This window comes from Streptomyces sp. V4I8 (genome assembly GCF_041261225.1).
In the GTDB taxonomy this organism is placed as follows: domain Bacteria; phylum Actinomycetota; class Actinomycetes; order Streptomycetales; family Streptomycetaceae; genus Streptomyces.
On the sequence record NZ_JBGCCN010000001.1, the window covers coordinates 6,612,117 to 6,627,918 of the forward strand.

The 15,802-nt window shown below is 68.6% G+C and carries 13 protein-coding genes; 8 read left to right on the top strand and 5 right to left on the bottom strand.

All coding sequences use genetic code 11. The annotated features are described in order from the left end of the window. Positions 1-8 precede the first annotated feature (8 nt). The 4 genes from ABIE67_RS30170 to ABIE67_RS30185 form a co-directional block, all read right to left on the bottom strand. Entirely contained in the window at positions 9-1,043 is a 1,035-nt protein-coding gene (locus ABIE67_RS30170; protein ID WP_370264538.1) for an ABC transporter ATP-binding protein, read from the bottom strand. 49 nt (positions 1,044-1,092) lie between these two features. After that, positions 1,093-2,073, bottom strand: coding sequence for an ABC transporter permease (locus ABIE67_RS30175; protein ID WP_370264539.1), 981 nt, complete (start codon positions 2,071-2,073; stop codon positions 1,093-1,095). Positions 2,074-2,179: 106 nt separating this feature from the next. Further along, positions 2,180-3,940 (bottom strand): ABC transporter substrate-binding protein, encoded by a 1,761-nt coding sequence (locus ABIE67_RS30180; protein ID WP_370264540.1) that lies wholly within the window; start codon positions 3,938-3,940, stop codon positions 2,180-2,182. Between the two features lie 82 nt (positions 3,941-4,022). After that, on the bottom strand, positions 4,023-5,051 hold the full coding sequence (locus ABIE67_RS30185) for an ABC transporter permease (protein WP_370264541.1): 1,029 nt from the start codon (positions 5,049-5,051) through the stop codon (positions 4,023-4,025). Positions 5,052-5,567: 516 nt separating this feature from the next. Here ABIE67_RS30185 and ABIE67_RS30190 point away from each other — a divergent pair. The 5 genes from ABIE67_RS30190 (at position 5,568) to ABIE67_RS30210 (ending at position 11,737) form a co-directional block, all read left to right on the top strand. Beyond that, entirely contained in the window at positions 5,568-7,202 is a 1,635-nt protein-coding gene (locus ABIE67_RS30190) for an ABC transporter substrate-binding protein (protein WP_370264542.1), read from the top strand. Between the two features lie 7 nt (positions 7,203-7,209). Further along, a complete protein-coding gene (locus ABIE67_RS30195; RefSeq protein ID WP_370264543.1) occupies positions 7,210-8,133 on the top strand; it encodes an ABC transporter permease in 924 nt (307 codons plus the stop codon). After that, positions 8,126-9,157 (top strand): ABC transporter permease, encoded by a 1,032-nt coding sequence (locus tag ABIE67_RS30200; protein WP_370264544.1) that lies wholly within the window; start codon positions 8,126-8,128, stop codon positions 9,155-9,157. Before ABIE67_RS30195 ends, ABIE67_RS30200 begins: the two co-directional genes overlap by 8 nt. A gap of 518 nt (positions 9,158-9,675) precedes the next feature. Further along, positions 9,676-10,668: an ABC transporter ATP-binding protein gene (locus tag ABIE67_RS30205; protein WP_370264545.1), complete on the top strand. Its 993-nt coding sequence runs from the start codon at positions 9,676-9,678 to the stop codon at positions 10,666-10,668. Next, positions 10,661-11,737, top strand: coding sequence for an ABC transporter ATP-binding protein (locus tag ABIE67_RS30210; RefSeq protein ID WP_370264546.1), 1,077 nt, complete (start codon positions 10,661-10,663; stop codon positions 11,735-11,737). Before ABIE67_RS30205 ends, ABIE67_RS30210 begins: the two co-directional genes overlap by 8 nt. 100 nt (positions 11,738-11,837) lie before the next feature. On the opposite strand, the gene ABIE67_RS30215 is transcribed toward ABIE67_RS30210, so the two are convergent. Next, entirely contained in the window at positions 11,838-13,988 is a 2,151-nt protein-coding gene (locus ABIE67_RS30215) for a prolyl oligopeptidase family serine peptidase (protein ID WP_370264547.1), read from the bottom strand. 176 nt (positions 13,989-14,164) lie between these two features. On the opposite strand from ABIE67_RS30215, the gene ABIE67_RS30220 reads away from it, so the two are divergent. The 3 genes from ABIE67_RS30220 to ABIE67_RS30230 are packed head-to-tail and all read left to right on the top strand — an operon-like array spanning position 14,165 to position 15,699. Next, on the top strand, positions 14,165-14,359 hold the full coding sequence (locus ABIE67_RS30220; protein WP_030048865.1) for a hypothetical protein: 195 nt from the start codon (positions 14,165-14,167) through the stop codon (positions 14,357-14,359). A gap of 51 nt (positions 14,360-14,410) precedes the next feature. Then, positions 14,411-15,295, top strand: coding sequence for an N-acetyl-1-D-myo-inositol-2-amino-2-deoxy-alpha-D-glucopyranoside deacetylase (gene mshB / locus ABIE67_RS30225; protein WP_370264548.1), 885 nt, complete (start codon positions 14,411-14,413; stop codon positions 15,293-15,295). Next, positions 15,292-15,699, top strand: coding sequence for a DUF6113 family protein (locus ABIE67_RS30230; RefSeq protein ID WP_370264549.1), 408 nt, complete (start codon positions 15,292-15,294; stop codon positions 15,697-15,699). The genes mshB and ABIE67_RS30230 overlap by 4 nt, the downstream gene beginning before the upstream one ends. The last annotated feature ends 103 nt before the right edge of the window (positions 15,700-15,802 follow it).

A 15,802-nucleotide genomic window follows, 5' to 3' on the forward strand; every position in this document is an offset into this window, starting at 1 on the left:
CGTGTACGTCAGTGCCGGGAACCGGCGAATTCGGCGAAGAGATCCTTGCGCTCCTCGGGCGCGAGGTGGCAGGCGGAACCCCTGCCCTCCACCACGTCCAGCGCCGGCCGCTCACCGGAGCACAGCCCGCCCGGCACCTTGTCGGTGAAGGCGCAGCGCGGGTGGAAACGGCAGCCGGAGGGCGGGTTCAGCAGCGACGGCGGCGCACCCGGGATCGGCGACAGCGGCACGTCGACCGGCCCGTCCAGGCTCGGCATGGAGCTCATCAGGCCCAGGGTGTAGGGGTGCTGCGGGGTGCGCAGCACTTCCTGCTTGGTGCCCCGCTCCACGCAGCGGCCGCCGTACATCACCAGCACGTCGTCCGCGATGTCGGCGATGACACCGAGGTCGTGCGTGATGAAGATGATCGCCGTGCCGAACTCCTGCTGGAGCTCCTTGAGCAGATCCAGGATCTGCGCCTGGACCGTCACGTCGAGCGCGGTGGTCGGCTCGTCCGCGATGAGCAGCTCGGGGTCGCAGACCAGCGCCATGGCGATCATCGCGCGCTGGCGCATACCGCCGGAGAACTGGTGCGGATAGTCGTCCACCCGGACGTCCGGCTGGGGGATCCCGACCTTGCGCAGCATCTCGATCGCCCGCGCCCGGGCCTCCTTCTTGGAGGCGCCGGTGTGCTTGCGGTACGTCTCGCCGATCTGTGTGCCGATGGTGTGGTACGGCGACAGCGAGGCCAGCGCGTCCTGGAAGATCATGGACATCTTGTTGCCGCGCAGCCGCTCGAGCTCCTTCTCGGAGGCGGCGAGCAGCTCCTTGCCGTCCAGCAGGATCTCACCGTCGATCGAGGTGCGGTGGGGGTCGTGCAGGCCCAGGATCGTCAGGTTGGTGACGGACTTGCCGGATCCCGACTCACCGACGATGCCGAGTGTCTGGCCCTTGGCGAGGTCGAAGGAGAGCCCGTCGACGGCCTTGACGATGCCGTCCTCGGTGGAGAAGTGGACCTGAAGGTCCCTGACGGAGAGGAAGGGCTGCTGATCGGTGCTCGTCACGAAGACGCTCCTGGGGGGTGATGCGAGGGGTCGGGAGTGGGGGCGGAGGTCAGGCGAGCCGGATCCGCGGGTCGATGAGCGCGTAGACGGCATCGACGACGATGTTGAAGAAGACGATCGCGCCGGCCGCGAGGAGGGTCACACCCAGCAGCATCGGCAGGTCACTCTGGTCCACGGACTTCACCGCGAGCCGGCCGATGCCCTGGAGGCTGAAGGTCGACTCGGTGATGATGGCGCCACCGATGAGCACACCCAGGTCGATGCCGAACACCGTGACGATGGGGCCCATGGCGCCGCGCCAGGCGAACCGGAAGAACACGTTCGACCTGGACAGACCCTTGGCCCGGGCCGTGCGGACGTAGTCCTCACTCAGTTGCTCGACCAGCTGGGAGCGTGTCATACGGGTGTAGTTGGCGGTGAAGATGATCGCCAGGACCAGCCAGGGCAGTAGCAGTCCGGAGAACCAGGCGGCCGGGTTCTCGGTGAGGGGCGTGTACTGCGGCTGGTCGAGCCATCCCAGCTGCGCGACGAAGAAGAACATCGCGATGTAGCCGACGAAGTAGATCTGGAGCGAGGAGCCGAGCAGCGACACCGAGCTGGCGAACTTGTCCAGGAACTGGCCCTGCTTGAGCGCCGCGAGCATGCCCGCGCCGATGCCGAGGATCAGGAAGACCACGGCCGCGCCGAAGGCGAGTGACAGGGTCGTCGGCAGGCGGTCCATGATCGTGTCGAAGACGGGCTCGCGGTTGGCGAAGGAGTAACCGAGGCAGGGGGCGTTGCAGTAGTCGTAGCCGGGGTAGTCGCGCCCGGCGAAGATGCCGACGAGCCACAGCCAGTACTGGACCGGGATGGGCTTGTCGATGCCCAGGTTCTTCCGGATCTGCTCAAGGGCCTCAGGCGTGCAGTTCTTGCCGCAGGACATCATGGCGGGGTCACGCGGCACGGCGTAGAAGAGCCAGAACGTGATGGCGCTGATGATCAACAGGATGACCAGTGCGCCGGTGACTCGGCGGACAAGGAAGCGGAACATGAGGCGTGACTTTCCGGACGGGGCGCCGTCGCCGGGAGGGAAGTAGAGGGGGGTGGGCCGCAGGGGGCGGCCATGCGAATGGCCGCCCCCAGGGGGTCGTGCGCGCTTACTTCTTGGCGTAGAGCTTGCTGAGCGCGACGCAGGTGTTGCCGGCGTCCCAGATGACGTTGCCGACCTTGGAGCCGTACAGGTAGTTGCGGATCTTGTGGTAGTCCGGGACGACCGCGGCCAGCTCCAGGATCATCTTGTCGACGTTGCCCCAGGCCTTGTTGGCCTCCTCCACGTCCGCGATCTTGGCAGCCGCGTCGATGGCCTTGTTGACGCTCGCGTCGTCGAGCTGGGCGTAGTTGCTCCGGCCGTCGCCGATGTTCTTGCCGCTCCAGCAGGGGTAGAACTGCGAGTAACCGTTCGGCCAGTCCGGGCTCCAGCCGGCGCCCATCAGGTCGAAGCCGTTGTCGAGCTTGCCGATCTGCGTGTAGAACGTCGACTTGTCGACCTGCTTGGTGACGACGGTGAAGCCCGCCTCCTCCAGGGCGTTCTTGACGGCGACGGCGACCTTCACCTGGGTGTCCGACTGCTGGAAGGCGATGACCAGCTTGTAGCCGAGCTTGCCGGCTTCCTTCAGCAGGGCCTTGGCCTTCGCGGGGTCGCCGTTCGGCTTCTTGGTCACGCCGTACAGGTCGAACTTGGTGTAGCCGGGGGTCACCGGGGCGAGGATCGTGGTGGCGACCTCGCTGGTGGCGGCGCCGCCATTGATGGTCTGGACCTGCTGGTGCGGCCAGGCGTGGTTGATGGCCTGGCGGACCTTGAGGTCCTTGACGCGGGTCATGTTGATCGGCCAGTAGTAGGTGGCCGTGTCGACCGCGGTGAGGACGCGCTTCTTCAGCTCGGGGCTGGTGAGGACCTGGGCGACGCGCTCGGGCGCGACCTCGTTGAAGATCGGCACCGCGTACTGGTCGTTGCCCTTGTCCGCGATCCAGCGGTCGGTGGACGCCACCAGCTCGTAGCCCATCTGGAAGACGTACTTGTCCGGGTAGGCGTTGCGGATCGAGTCCGTCTTCGGGTCCCAGTGCTCGTTGCGCACGTAGGTCATCGACTTGCCGATGCTGCGGTCGCCGATCTTGTACGGACCGCAGGAGAACGGGCGCTTGTCGTACTTCTCCTTGGTGTCGTGCTTCTTCGGCACCAGGGAGTAACCACGCATCGCGAGCGTGTAGTTGAAGTCGACGCGGGGCTCGTTGAGACGGAAGGTGATGGTCTTGCCGTCGATCTCGATGGAGTCGAGGCTCTTGCCGTCGTAGGGGCCCTTGTACTTGTCGCCGCCGACCGTGAACTGCTGGACGTAGCGGGGACCCTCGGTGATGAACTCGGCGAAGAGGCGCTCGAAGGTGTGGCGGACGTCGTCCATGGAGAGGTCGGCGCCGTCCTCCCACTTGATGCCGTCCTTGATGGTGAAGGACCAGGTCTTGCCGCCGTCCTTCATCGTGCCGGCGTCCGTCGCGGCGTCGCCGACCAGGGTGGCGTTGCCCTTGTCGTCCAGCTTGTAGCCGGTCAGGCCGCGCATGATCGGCACGGTGATGGCGCCCTCGGTCGAGACGTAGATCTGCGCCGGGTCCATGTGGTCCATGTCGAACTGCTGGAGCGAGTAGATCGTCCCGCCCTTGACCGCGCCCTTGACCTCGGGAGCCGGACCGGTCGAGTCGGCCTTGGTGCCGACCGGGATCTCGGTCGTCTTGGAGCCGCTGACCTTGGGGGCGTCGTTCTGCCCTGAGCCGCCCTCGCTGCCGCTGCTGCAGGCGCTCAGCACCGAGGTCGACGCCGCGGCGACACCGGTGGCGATGAGGAAGTTTCTACGCGAGAAGGACATGGCTTCCTGCCTTGGAAAGTGAGAGTGATGAGAGAGATCCGGCACCCCGGCACCTTCGCCGTGGTCCTGAAATGAGCCGGAGCTAGCGCTTGGACTTCGGGTCGAGTGCGTCGCGCACCGAGTCGCCGAGCAGATTGAACGCGAGTACGAAGATCACCATGGACAGGCCCGGGAAGAGCATGAAGGTGATGTCCTCGGTGTAGAACATTGCGCCCCGCTGGATCATGACGCCCCAGTCCGGGGTCGGGTCGATCATGCCGACCCCGAGGAAGGCGAGACCCGCCTCTGCTGTCACGAATGCCGGGAGCATCAGCGTGGACTGGATGATGATCGGAGTCCACAGGTTTGGCAGCAGTTCCTTGAAGACGATGCGTCGCGGTGACGCACCCGTGACCTTGGCCGCCTCGACGAACTCCCGTTCGCGCAGGCCGAGTACCTGGCCGCGCAGCAGTCGGGCGATGGACGCCCAGCCGAAGGCCGAGAGGACGATGATCAGGCCGGTGGCCCGCAGCCAGGTCGGGATGTCCTCGTCCGGGGCGATGAAGAGCCCGTACACGACCGGCATGAAGGCGATGAAGAAGAGGGTGGACGGGAACGACAGGAGGATGTCGATGACCCGGCCCACGAGGTAGTCCGTCTTGCCCCCGAGGTAGCCCGCGGTGACACCGATGACCACGCCGAGGAACACGGTGAGCAGGGTGGCGGCGATGGCGATGCCCAGCGAGGTGCGGATCGCGTAGAGCAGGAAGGTGAAGACGTCACGCCCGAGCTGAGGCTCGATGCCGAACCAGAACTCCGAGCTCATGCCGCCGTTCTGACCCGCCGGGTACGAGAAGGCGTTGAGCAGCTCGGGCCGCTGGCTCGCGTAGGTGGTGTACGGATCCTTGCCGTACAGCTTCGCGATGAGCGGAGCGGCGAGCGCGATCACGAAGAAGAAGATCACGATGTACGCCGATATGACGCCCGTGCGGTCCCGCTTGAAGCGGGTCCACGCCAGTCGTCCTGGCGAGCGGCTCTCGTTGCCCTTATGGGTGGAGGGCGAAGGCGACTTCTCGATGCTCTCGTCAGTCGCCTCAAGCGGGGCAGCCGCGGATGGAGTTGGGGGGGTCATGGTGCTCCTGGCCCAAGGGAGGGTCTGATGACTCCGCAGGGCACGCTCCCCTACGGGCTACGCCGGACTTTTTCAACGCAATTCATTCAAGGTCAATAAATTCTCGGCCGACTTGGTTGTCTCTTTACGTTCTTTACCCTGTCTTGACCATTCCGTAGCTACGCGGGTAGCGCAACGTGATTGAGTTGTGCCTTGACTCGGACTAACCGGACTATTCAGTCAATGAGTTCGATATGCGGACGGCTCCGTATCGAAATGTGTACATCCAGCGGTCGTAATCCAACGGTTCGGCATCGGATCGCGAAGATCCATTGCGCCCTACATCAAAGATCGACAGCGCCTGGTGGGAGAAGTCCGTTTCGTCGCGCGCGGGGGGGTGTGGCGCGGGTTCGTGCATCCGGATGGTGCATTGCTCCATTGGCCCGAGTCCGTGTGCGCTATGCGGCTTTTGGCTCGATATTGGCCCGTAACGGATCACCACCAGAGACGGATCACCACCAGAGACGGAGGCACTCCATGCGTGGAGCCACGCACGCCGGACGGGCCGCATGCGCGGTGGCGGTCGCGCTCGCCGCGACGGCCTGCGGAGGCGGGGGGGACGGCGGTGAGGGCAGCGGTGACGTCGGCGCGGTGCTCAGCTCCTCGTGGACCGATCCGCAGAACCCGCTGGAGCCGGCCAACACCAACGAGGTGCAGGGCGGCAAGGTGCTTTCCATGATCTTCCGGGGGCTGAAGCAGTACAACCCGAAGACCGGCGCCGCCGAGGACATGCTCGCCGAGAAGATCGAGACCTCCGACTCACGGAACTACACGATCACCGTCAAGGACGGCTGGACCTTCAGCAACGGCGAGAAGGTCACCGCCCAGTCCTTCGTGGACGCCTGGAACTACGGGGCGAGCCTGAAGAACAACCAGAAGAACGCCTACTTCTTCAGCTACATCGAGGGCTACGACAAGGTCCACCCGGAGAAGGGCGGGCAGAGCGCCGACACCATGTCCGGGCTGAAGGTGGTCGACGAGCGGACCTTCACCGTCCGGCTCAGCCAGAAGTTCTCCAGCTTCCCCGACACCCTCGGCTACAACGCCTTCGTCCCGCTGCCCCGCGCGTTCTACGACGACCACGCCGGCTGGCTGGCCAAGCCCGTCGGCAACGGCCCCTACGCCGTGGAGTCGTACACCAAGGGCTCCGAGATGCGCCTGACGAAGTGGGACACCTACCCCGGCCCGGACGCGGCGCGCAACGGCGGCGTCACCCTCAAGGTCTACACGGACAACAACACCGCCTACACCGACCTGATGGCCGGCAACCTCGACCTCGTCGACGACGTCCCGGCCCAGCAGCTGAAGAACGTCCGCAGCGACCTCGGCGACCGCTACCTCAACACCCCCGCCGGCATCATCCAGACCCTGGCCTTCCCCCACTACGACAAGGAGTGGAACACGGCCGGCGCGGTCAAGGTCCGCAAGGGACTGTCCCGGGCGATCGACCGCGAGCAGATCACCGCCACCATCTTCCACAAGACCCGCACCCCCGCCACCGACTGGACCTCACCCGTCCTCGGCAAGGACGGCGGCTACAAGGCGGGGCTGTGCGGTGAGTGGTGCCGGTACGACGCCGCCGCGGCGAAGAAGCTGGTCAAGGAGGGCGGCGGGCTCCCCGGCGGGCAGGTGAAGATCACGTACAACGCGGACACCGGCTCCCACAAGCTGTGGGTGGACGCCGTCTGCAACTCCATCAACAACGCCCTGGGCAACGACCGGGCCTGCGTCGGCAACCCGATCGGCACCTTCGCCGACTTCCGGAGCAAGAGCACGACCCAGAAGCTCTCCGGACCCTTCCGGGCGGGCTGGCAGATGGACTACCCACTCACCCAGAACTTCCTCCAGCCCCTCTACTACACCAACGCCTCCTCCAACGACGGCAAGTGGTCGAGCGAGGAGTTCGACCGGCTCGTCGACGAGGCGAACGCCGAGACGGACCCCGCGAAGGCCGTGGAGATGTTCCAGAAGGCCGAGGAGGTCGTCCGGGACAACATGGCCGCCATCCCCCTCTGGTACCAGAACGGCAGCGCCGGCTGGTCGCCGCGGCTGTCGAACGTGTCCCTCAACCCGTTCAGCGTCCCCGTCTACAACGAGATCAAGGTCGGCTGAGCCCGCCATGGGGCGGTACGTCGTCCGGCGCCTGCTGCAGATGGTCCCGGTGTTCATCGGGGCAACGCTGCTGATCTTCCTCATGGTCAACGTGATGGGCGACCCCGTCGCGGGCCTGTGCGGCGACCGGCAGTGCGACGCGGCGACGGCCGCCCAACTGCGCAAGGAGTTCGGCCTCGACCAGCCCGTGTGGCAGCAGTACCTGACCTACATGGGCAACGTCTTCACCGGAGACTTCGGTACGGCGTTCAACGGCCAGGAAGTCACCGAGCTGATGTCGACGGCCTTCCCGGTCACCTTCCGGCTCACCGTCGTCGCGATCCTGTTCGAGATCGTCATCGGCATCACGCTGGGCGTCCTCACCGGCCTGCGCCGCGGCCACCCCGTCGACACCGGCGTGCTGCTCCTCACCCTGGTCGTCATCTCCGTCCCCACCTTCGTCACCGGCCTCTTGCTCCAGCTGCTGCTCGGCGTGGAATGGGGCTGGATCCGCCCCTCCGTCTCCCCGGCCGCCCCCTTCGGCGAACTGCTCCTCCCGGGCCTCGTCCTGGCCTCGGTCTCCCTGGCCTACGTCACCCGCCTGACCCGCACGTCCATCGCGGAGAACCGGCGCGCGGACTACGTCCGTACGGCGATCGCCAAGGGCCTGCCAAGGCACCGTGTGGTCACCCGGCACCTCCTGCGCAACTCCCTCATCCCCGTCGTCACCTTCATCGGCGCCGACATCGGCTTCCTCATGGGCGGCGCGATCGTCACCGAGCGGATCTTCAACATCCATGGCGTCGGCTACCAGCTCTACCAGGGCATCCTGCGCCAGAACACCCAGACGGTCGTCGGCTTCGTGACGGTCCTCGTCCTCGTCTTCCTCCTCTGCAACCTGGTCGTCGACCTCCTGTACGCCGTACTCGACCCGAGGATCCGCTATGCCTGAGCAGCCGTTCGAGCCCGAGGGCGCCATCGCCGGCAGCGGGGGCACGGACGGCGCGATGCACCTGGCCGCGAGCGAGGCGGAGACCCTTGAGCGGCGCCCGTCACTCCTCCCCGGCGGCCCGAAGAGCACAGCCCCCGAGGGCCCGGACTCCTCGGCCGCCTCCGCCACCTCCGCCGACCGGCCCCGCAGCCTCTGGTCCGACGCCTGGCGCGACCTGCGCCGCAACCCCGTCTTCATCGTCTCGGGGCTGATCATCCTCTTCCTGCTCTTCATCTCCCTGTGGCCCTCGGCGATCGCCTCCGGCAGCCCCCTCCAGTGCGACCTCGCCAAGGCCCAGCAGGGTTCCGGGCCTGGCCATCCCTTCGGCTACGACGGCCAGGGCTGCGACGTCTACACGCGCACGGTCTACGGCGCCCGTACGTCCGTCGCCGTCGGCGTCTGCGCCACGCTCGGGGTCGCGCTCCTCGGCTCGGTGCTGGGGGCGCTGGCCGGCTTCTTCGGCGGCCCGTGGGACTCGGTCCTCTCCCGCATCACCGACGTCTTCTTCGCGATCCCGGTGATCCTCGGAGGCCTGGTCCTCCTCTCCGTGGTGACCAGCAACAGCATCTGGCCGGTCATCGGCTTCATCGTGCTGCTCGGCTGGCCCCAGATCTCCCGCATCGCCCGCGGCGCGGTCATCACCGCCCAGCAGAACGACTACGTCCAGGCCGCCCGCGCCCTGGGCGCCTCCAACTCCCGCATCCTGCTCCGTCACATCGCGCCCAACGCGGTCGCCCCGGTGATCGTGGTGGCGACGATCGCCCTCGGCACCTACATCGCCCTGGAGGCGACCCTGTCGTATCTCGGCGTGGGCCTGAAACCCCCGAGCGTCTCCTGGGGCATCGACATCTCCGCCGCCTCCCCCTACATCCGCAACGCCCCCCACGCCCTCCTGTGGCCCTCGGGCGCCCTGGCCATCACCGTCCTGGCCTTCATCATGCTGGGCGACGCGGTACGCGACGCCCTCGACCCGAAGCTGAGGTGAGGGTGGCGTGGGGTCGGTGACGCGAGATGGTGGGTGGAGGCGTCCGCCCCGGAGGACGGACGGCGTGGGGCGGAAGCGTCGCGCTGGGCTCATGGTGGCGGCCCTGGATGGACGGGGAGGGGAAAGGACCGGCCCGTCGCGAGCCCTCGCCTCCTCCGTCCCCTTGGCGTCACGAACCGGGCGCCCGCGCTGCGCCCGTGCTGCGGCGAGGCCCGACGCCAGGGCAGCCGGTGCCGTGGTGCCTCGCTCCTGCGGTCGTGGTCGGGTGCTCGGCTTGCCGGGCGCGGCGGTGTGCGCCGGCCACGTGTCCCCTCACATCCCGCCTCGCCGCTGCGGTGGGCGCTGCGGCTTGCTGGGGAACGGGGGGCGCGACGCCCCCGTGCGCCCGGGCCGTCCGCATCGCTCCCGCGGCGTGTGCCCATCTCCTCCGCATCGCCCCGGCGACGCTCCAGCACCCCCTCCCACCCGGCGAAGCCACCCGCGGCGCCCCCTATCCGACGGTGAGGTGAGCCCGCGGCATGTTGCTCGAAGTGCGTGATCTGCAGGTGGAGTTCCGGACGCGGGACGGGGTCGTCAAGGCCGTGAACGGCGTCAGTTACGGCGTGGACGCGGGGGAGACGCTCGCGGTGCTCGGGGAGTCCGGGTCGGGGAAGTCGGTCACCGCTCAGGCGGTGATGGGGATCCTCGACATGCCGCCGGGGAGGATCACCGGGGGCGAGATCCTCTTTCAGGGGCGGGACCTGCTGAAGCTCAGGGAGGAGCAGCGGCGCAAGGTCCGCGGCGCCGAGATGGCGATGATCTTCCAGGACGCCCTGTCGTCGCTGAACCCGGTGCTGACGGTCGGCGACCAGCTCGGCGAGATGTTCACCGTGCACCGCGGCATGTCGAGGAAGGACGCGCGGGCGAAGGCCGTGGAGCTGATGGACCGGGTGCGGATCCCGGCCGCGCGCGAGCGCGTCAAGCAGTACCCGCACCAGTTCTCCGGCGGTATGCGCCAGCGCATCATGATCGCGATGGCCCTCGCCCTCGAACCGGCGCTCATCATCGCCGACGAGCCCACGACGGCCCTCGACGTCACCGTCCAGGCCCAGGTCATGGACCTGCTCGCGGAGTTGCGGCGCGAGTACCGCATGGGGCTGATCCTCATCACCCACGACCTCGGCGTCGTCGCCGACGTGGCCGACCGGATCGCCGTCATGTACGCCGGCCGGATCGTGGAGTCGGCGCCGGTCCACGCCCTCTACAAGGCGCCCGCCCACCCGTACACCAGGGGCCTGCTGGACTCCATCCCGCGCCTGGACCAGAAGGGCCAGGAGCTCTACGCCATCAAGGGCCTGCCCCCCAACCTCATGAACATCCCGCAGGGCTGTGCCTTCCACCCCCGCTGCCCGATGGCCCGGGACCTCTGCCGCACCGACGTACCCCCGCTGCACGAGGTCACCGAGGCCACCGACGCGGACCCGGGCCGGGGCAGCGCCTGTCACTTCTGGAGGGAGTGCCTGCATGGCTGAGGCGATTCTGGAGGTCGGCGGGCTCGTCAAGCACTACCCGCTCACCCAGGGCATCCTCTTCAGGAAACAGGTCGGCGCGATCAAGGCCGTCGACGGCGTCGACTTCACCCTGCACCGCGGTGAAACCCTCGGCATCGTCGGCGAATCCGGCTGCGGCAAGTCGACGGTCGCCAAGATGCTGGTCAACCTGGAGCGGCCGACGGCCGGTTCGATCAAGTACAAGGGCGAGGACATCACCCGACTGTCCGGCCGCGCTCTGAAAGCCGTACGGCGCAACATCCAGATGGTCTTCCAGGACCCCTACACCTCCCTCAACCCCCGGATGACGGTGGGCGACATCATCGGGGAGCCGTACGACATCCACCCCGAAGTGGCCCCGAAGGGCGACCGGCGCCGCAGGGTGCGCGAGCTGCTGGACGTGGTCGGCCTCAACCCCGAGCACATCAACCGCTACCCGCACCAGTTCTCCGGCGGCCAGCGCCAACGCATCGGCATCGCCCGGGGCCTGGCCCTGCGCCCGGAGGTCATCGTCGCCGACGAACCCGTCTCCGCGCTGGACGTCTCCGTCCAGGCCCAGGTCATCAACCTGATGGACCGCCTGCAGAACGAGTTCGACCTCTCCTACGTCTTCATCGCCCACGACCTGTCGATCGTCCGGCACATCTCCGACCGGGTCGGGGTGATGTACCTCGGCCGGATCGTGGAGATCGGCAGGGACGCCCAGATCTACGACCACCCCACGCACCCCTACACCCAGGCGCTGCTCTCCGCCGTCCCCGTCCCCGACCCGGAGGCCCGTGACCGCCGCGAGCGCATCATCCTCGCGGGCGACGTCCCGTCCCCGACGAACGTCCCCTCCGGCTGCCGCTTCCGCACCCGCTGCTGGAAGGCCGAGGACCGCTGCGCCCAGGAGGTACCGCCGCTCGCGGTGCCCACGCGGTTCCGGGCGCTGAGCGGGCCCGAGGCGCACGACTCGGCGTGCCATTTCGCGGCGGAGGGGCAAGGCGACTTCACGGCGCAGGGGCACGGCACCCTCGCGGCGGAGGGGCAAAGCAACGGGCCGGGGTGACATGGCGCACCCCGGCCCGTTTACGGCACCCGCACGGCCGTACGCTGTTCAGCCTCCACCGTCCGTATATCGGTACCGCTTCCGTGAAGTTGCCTGCGTGTTAACGCAGTTCGTGTGCCTTTGCGTTGCTATGCCGCGGCTGTGCCAGGGACCGCTTCAGGAAGTCCACCTGAAGCAGCAGCAGGTTCTCCGCGACCTGCTCCTGCGGGGTCATATGGGTCACCCCGGACAGCGGCAGCACCTCGTGCGGCCGGCCGGCGGCCAGCAGGGCCGAGGACAGGCGCAGGGCGTGGGCGACCACCACGTTGTCGTCGGCCAGCCCGTGCACGATCATCAGCGGGCGGTGCGGCTCGGCGGGCGAGGAGAGCCCGCCCTCGGTGAGCAGCGAGCTCTTCGCGTAGGACTCCGGCGACGCGGCCGGGTCACCCAGATATCGCTCCGTGTAGTGCGTGTCGTAGAGCCGCCAGTCGGTGACCGGCGCGCCCGCGATGCCCGCGTGGAAGACGTCCGGTCGGCGCAGCACCGCCAGCCCCGCCAGCCAGCCGCCGTACGACCAGCCGCGGATCGCCACCCGGGAGAGGTCGAGCGGGTGGGACTTCGCGAGGTCCTGGAGCGCGTCGACCTGGTCGTCGAGGGAGAGGGTGAAGTCCCCGTGGACCGCCTTCTCCCACGCGGGCGAGCGCCCCGGCGTACCCCGCCCGTCCGCGACGATCACCGCGAACCCCTGGTCCGCGAACCACTGCGAGGTGAGGTGCGCGTTGTGCGCGGCGACCACCCGTGCGGCGTGCGGTCCCCCGTAGGGATCCAGCAAAACCGGGAGCGGCGTGTCACCGGCGTAGTCCCGAGGCATAAGCACGGCGCACGGGATTCGGCGTGCGCCCCCCTCGGTGAGGATCACGCGCGGGGTCAAACCGGGATCTTCGGCATACGACCGGACCGCCGCCGTCTGCTTCCCTTCGCGCAGCACCTGGACCTGAGCCCCGGGCGTACCCGGCGTATGGGACACCAGTACCGTCACGCCCCCGGCACGCACCGCCGAGTGCACGCCGGGCTCCTGCGACACGCGCTCCATGCCGAGCTCGTTCACTCGGTACACATGCACTTCACCGATCTCGGGGGCCGCCGCGGCCTCACCCGCCGACGCCGAGATCAGCACGTCGTCGGCGGAGACGTCCAGGACCGCCCTGACGTGCAACTGCGGTCCCGTCAGTGGGCGTTCGCCCACCGTGAGCACCCGCGCCCCGCCCTCGTCGGCGATGCGCACAAGGTGGCCGGAAGGGCTCCAGCAGGGCACCCCGGGGAAAAGATCCAGCCATTGTGGATCTTCGTCCGCGTGCACCATCCGCGTGGCCCCCGTCGCCGGATCCACGGCCAGGAACAACTGGCTGCGCTGGTCGCGCGCCTGTACGAGCAGCAGCGGTGCACCCGCCTCTGACCAGTGCACTCGCGCCAGATAGGGATACCGCGCCCGGTCCCAAGCGACCTCCGTACGCACCCCGTCCAGGCCGATCACGAACAGCCGCACCTCGGCGTTCGCCGTTCCCGCCGCCGGGTAGGCCACCTGCTGCGGCTCGCGCTCCGGATGCGCCGGATCGGCGATCCACCACCGGCGCACCGGCGTGTCGTCCGCGCGCGCCACCAGCAGCCGGTCCGACTCCGGACCCCACCAGAAGCCCCGGTAGCGCCCCATCTCCTCGGCGGCGATGAACTCGGCCAGTCCGTACGTCACCCCGTCCGACTCCGGCTCGGCGAGCGCACGGTCGCCCTCGCCCTCGGCGCCCACCACGCGCAGGGCGCCCTGCGCGACGTACGCGATGTGCCGTCCGTCGGGGGAGGGGCGCGGGTCGATCACCGGCCCCGGGACCGGGAGTTCGCGTGCCGTACCGGCCCGCAGTTCGGCCGTGAAAAGCCGCCCTGACAAGGCAAAAGACGCCAACTCGACGGCGTTGTCGGTGGCATGGGAGACGATGCCGGCGCCGCCCTCACGGCTGCGTTCGCGCCTCGCCCGCTCCTCGGGGGAGAGGTCCTCGGAGCCGCCGCCCAGCAGGGCGCGCGGGTCGGCCGCCACGCGCTCCCCGCCGTCCGCCGTGTCGAGCACCCAGAGCGAATTCGCCGGGTCCGTACCGGAGCTGGAGCGCAGGAACACGACACGGGAACCGTCGGGCGCCACCGCGAACGCGCGCGGCGCGCCGAGCGTGAACCTCTGGGTGCGGGCGTGCCGGCGGGGAAAGGAGACAGGCTCGGTCGTCATGCCCCGACCATATTGGCCAGTGCGCCCCCTTGTGCGGCTGTGCGCCGATCGATGCGCACGGACGGATAGTTATGATCACAAGCGCATAGTGGGTATGAACCTGCTGGCTGTTGTATGGATTTATCTGCCCCCATAGTCCGACCCCCCGCCCTTGGGATTCTTGGAGGTGAGCCGCCGTGGCACTCTCGATTTCGGCGGTGGTGCTGCTGGCGATCATCGTCTTCTTGTTGATCAAGAAGTCAGGACTGAAGGCGGGCCATGCGGTCGTGTGCATGCTGCTCGGTTTCTACCTCGCGTCCTCGACCATCGCTCCCACCATCAGCGAGCTGACGACGAACATCGCGGGCATGATCGGCGGCATCAAGTTCTGAGCCGTGCCGCGCCGGGCGGCACTGTCGGTGGCGCCTCGTAGGGTGGTCACCATGACGGAACTGCCCGACCGGCGTCTGCTCCTGGTGCACGCGCACCCGGACGACGAGTCGATCAACAACGGCGCCACCATGGCCAAGTACGCGGCCGAGGGTGCCCGGGTGACCCTGGTCACCTGCACCCTCGGCGAGCACGGCGAGGTCATTCCCCCCGAGCTGCGGCACCTGACCGGCGCCGCCCTGGGCGAACACCGCCTGGGCGAGCTCACGGCCGCGATGGGCGCACTCGGCGTCGAGGACTTCCGTCTCCTCGGCGGCAAGGGCCGCTATGAGGACTCGGGGATGATGGGCCTCGCCGACAACGACGACCCGGCCGCCCTCTGGCAGGCGGACGTCGACGACGCGGCCCGGGCTCTGGTCGAGGTGATCCTGGAGGTACGCCCCCAGGTCCTGGTCACCTACGACCCGGACGGCGGCTACGGCCACCCCGATCACATCCAGGCCCACCGCATCGCCATGCGCGCGGCCGAGCTGGCCGTCGGCGCCGGCTGGCAGATCCCCAAGATCTACTGGAACCGCGTCCCGCGCACGGCCGCCGAGGAGGCCTTCGCCCGGCTTCAGGCGGATCTGCCCCAGCTCCCCTTCGGCAAGGCGGCCGTCATCGGTGACGTCCCGGGCGTCGTCGACGACGAGCGGATCACCACCGTGATCGACGGCACCGCGCACGCCCCCGCCAAGGCCGCCGCGATGCGGGCCCACGCCACGCAGATCGACGTGGCCGAGGTGACCGAGCTGTACTTCGCGCTCTCCAACGAACTCGCGCAGCCCCTCTTCACCACCGAGTACTACGAGTTGGTGCGCGGAGAGAGGGCGGCGGGGACAGCGGACGGGACGGAGTCCGATCTGTTCGCCGGTCTGACCCCCGGGGAGGCGTCATGAGCTCGATGCTCGCCCAGCCGCTGAAGCTGAAGCGGCCTTCCGTCCTGCGCGTCCTCGCCCACCTGGGACTCTTCGTGCTCGGTGCCGTGGTCGGTGTGGCCGGGGCGCTGGTGCAGCCCGCCTGGTTCCCGGGCGGCCTGCTGCTCGCGCTCGCCGGCGAGGCCGGGCTCTGCCTGGGCGCCGGCCGGGCGACGGGCAGCCGGGCCGGGGCCGTGGCGCCCGCCGGCGGCTGGATGATCACCGTCATCCTGCTCACCGCCAGCCGCCCGGAAGGCGACTTCGTCTTCGGCACAGGAGCCGCGTCCTACCTCTTCCTGCTCGGCGGTATGGCTGTGGCTGTGATCTGCGCCACCCTCGCTCCGGTGCGGCAACCGGGTGGCGACGGCGTCCGACTTGGCAAGTGACGTACCACTTCTCCACGACGCACTCGTGCGAGTCCCGTGTGGGTTTCCCAGGCGGTCGTGGGATACGGGTCAGAAGTGGCCAGTATGGTGGTGCGCGCCGCCG

What these genes read in the sequence shown, in the direction of transcription:
- ABIE67_RS30200 (WP_370264544.1), top strand. Translation starts at nt 8,126, where the DNA reads ATGCCTGAGCAGCCGTTCGAGCCCGAGGGCGCCATCGCCGGCAGCGGG.
- mshB (WP_370264548.1), top strand. Translation starts at nt 14,411, where the DNA reads ATGACGGAACTGCCCGACCGGCGTCTGCTCCTGGTGCACGCGCACCCG.
- ABIE67_RS30190 (WP_370264542.1), top strand. Translation starts at nt 5,568, where the DNA reads ATGCGTGGAGCCACGCACGCCGGACGGGCCGCATGCGCGGTGGCGGTC.
- ABIE67_RS30185 (WP_370264541.1), bottom strand. Translation starts at nt 5,051, where the DNA reads ATGACCCCCCCAACTCCATCCGCGGCTGCCCCGCTTGAGGCGACTGAC.
- ABIE67_RS30195 (WP_370264543.1), top strand. Translation starts at nt 7,210, where the DNA reads ATGGGGCGGTACGTCGTCCGGCGCCTGCTGCAGATGGTCCCGGTGTTC.
- ABIE67_RS30215 (WP_370264547.1), bottom strand. Translation starts at nt 13,988, where the DNA reads ATGACGACCGAGCCTGTCTCCTTTCCCCGCCGGCACGCCCGCACCCAG.
- ABIE67_RS30210 (WP_370264546.1), top strand. Translation starts at nt 10,661, where the DNA reads ATGGCTGAGGCGATTCTGGAGGTCGGCGGGCTCGTCAAGCACTACCCG.
- ABIE67_RS30205 (WP_370264545.1), top strand. Translation starts at nt 9,676, where the DNA reads ATGTTGCTCGAAGTGCGTGATCTGCAGGTGGAGTTCCGGACGCGGGAC.
- ABIE67_RS30180 (WP_370264540.1), bottom strand. Translation starts at nt 3,940, where the DNA reads ATGTCCTTCTCGCGTAGAAACTTCCTCATCGCCACCGGTGTCGCCGCG.
- ABIE67_RS30175 (WP_370264539.1), bottom strand. Translation starts at nt 2,073, where the DNA reads ATGTTCCGCTTCCTTGTCCGCCGAGTCACCGGCGCACTGGTCATCCTG.
- ABIE67_RS30230 (WP_370264549.1), top strand. Translation starts at nt 15,292, where the DNA reads ATGAGCTCGATGCTCGCCCAGCCGCTGAAGCTGAAGCGGCCTTCCGTC.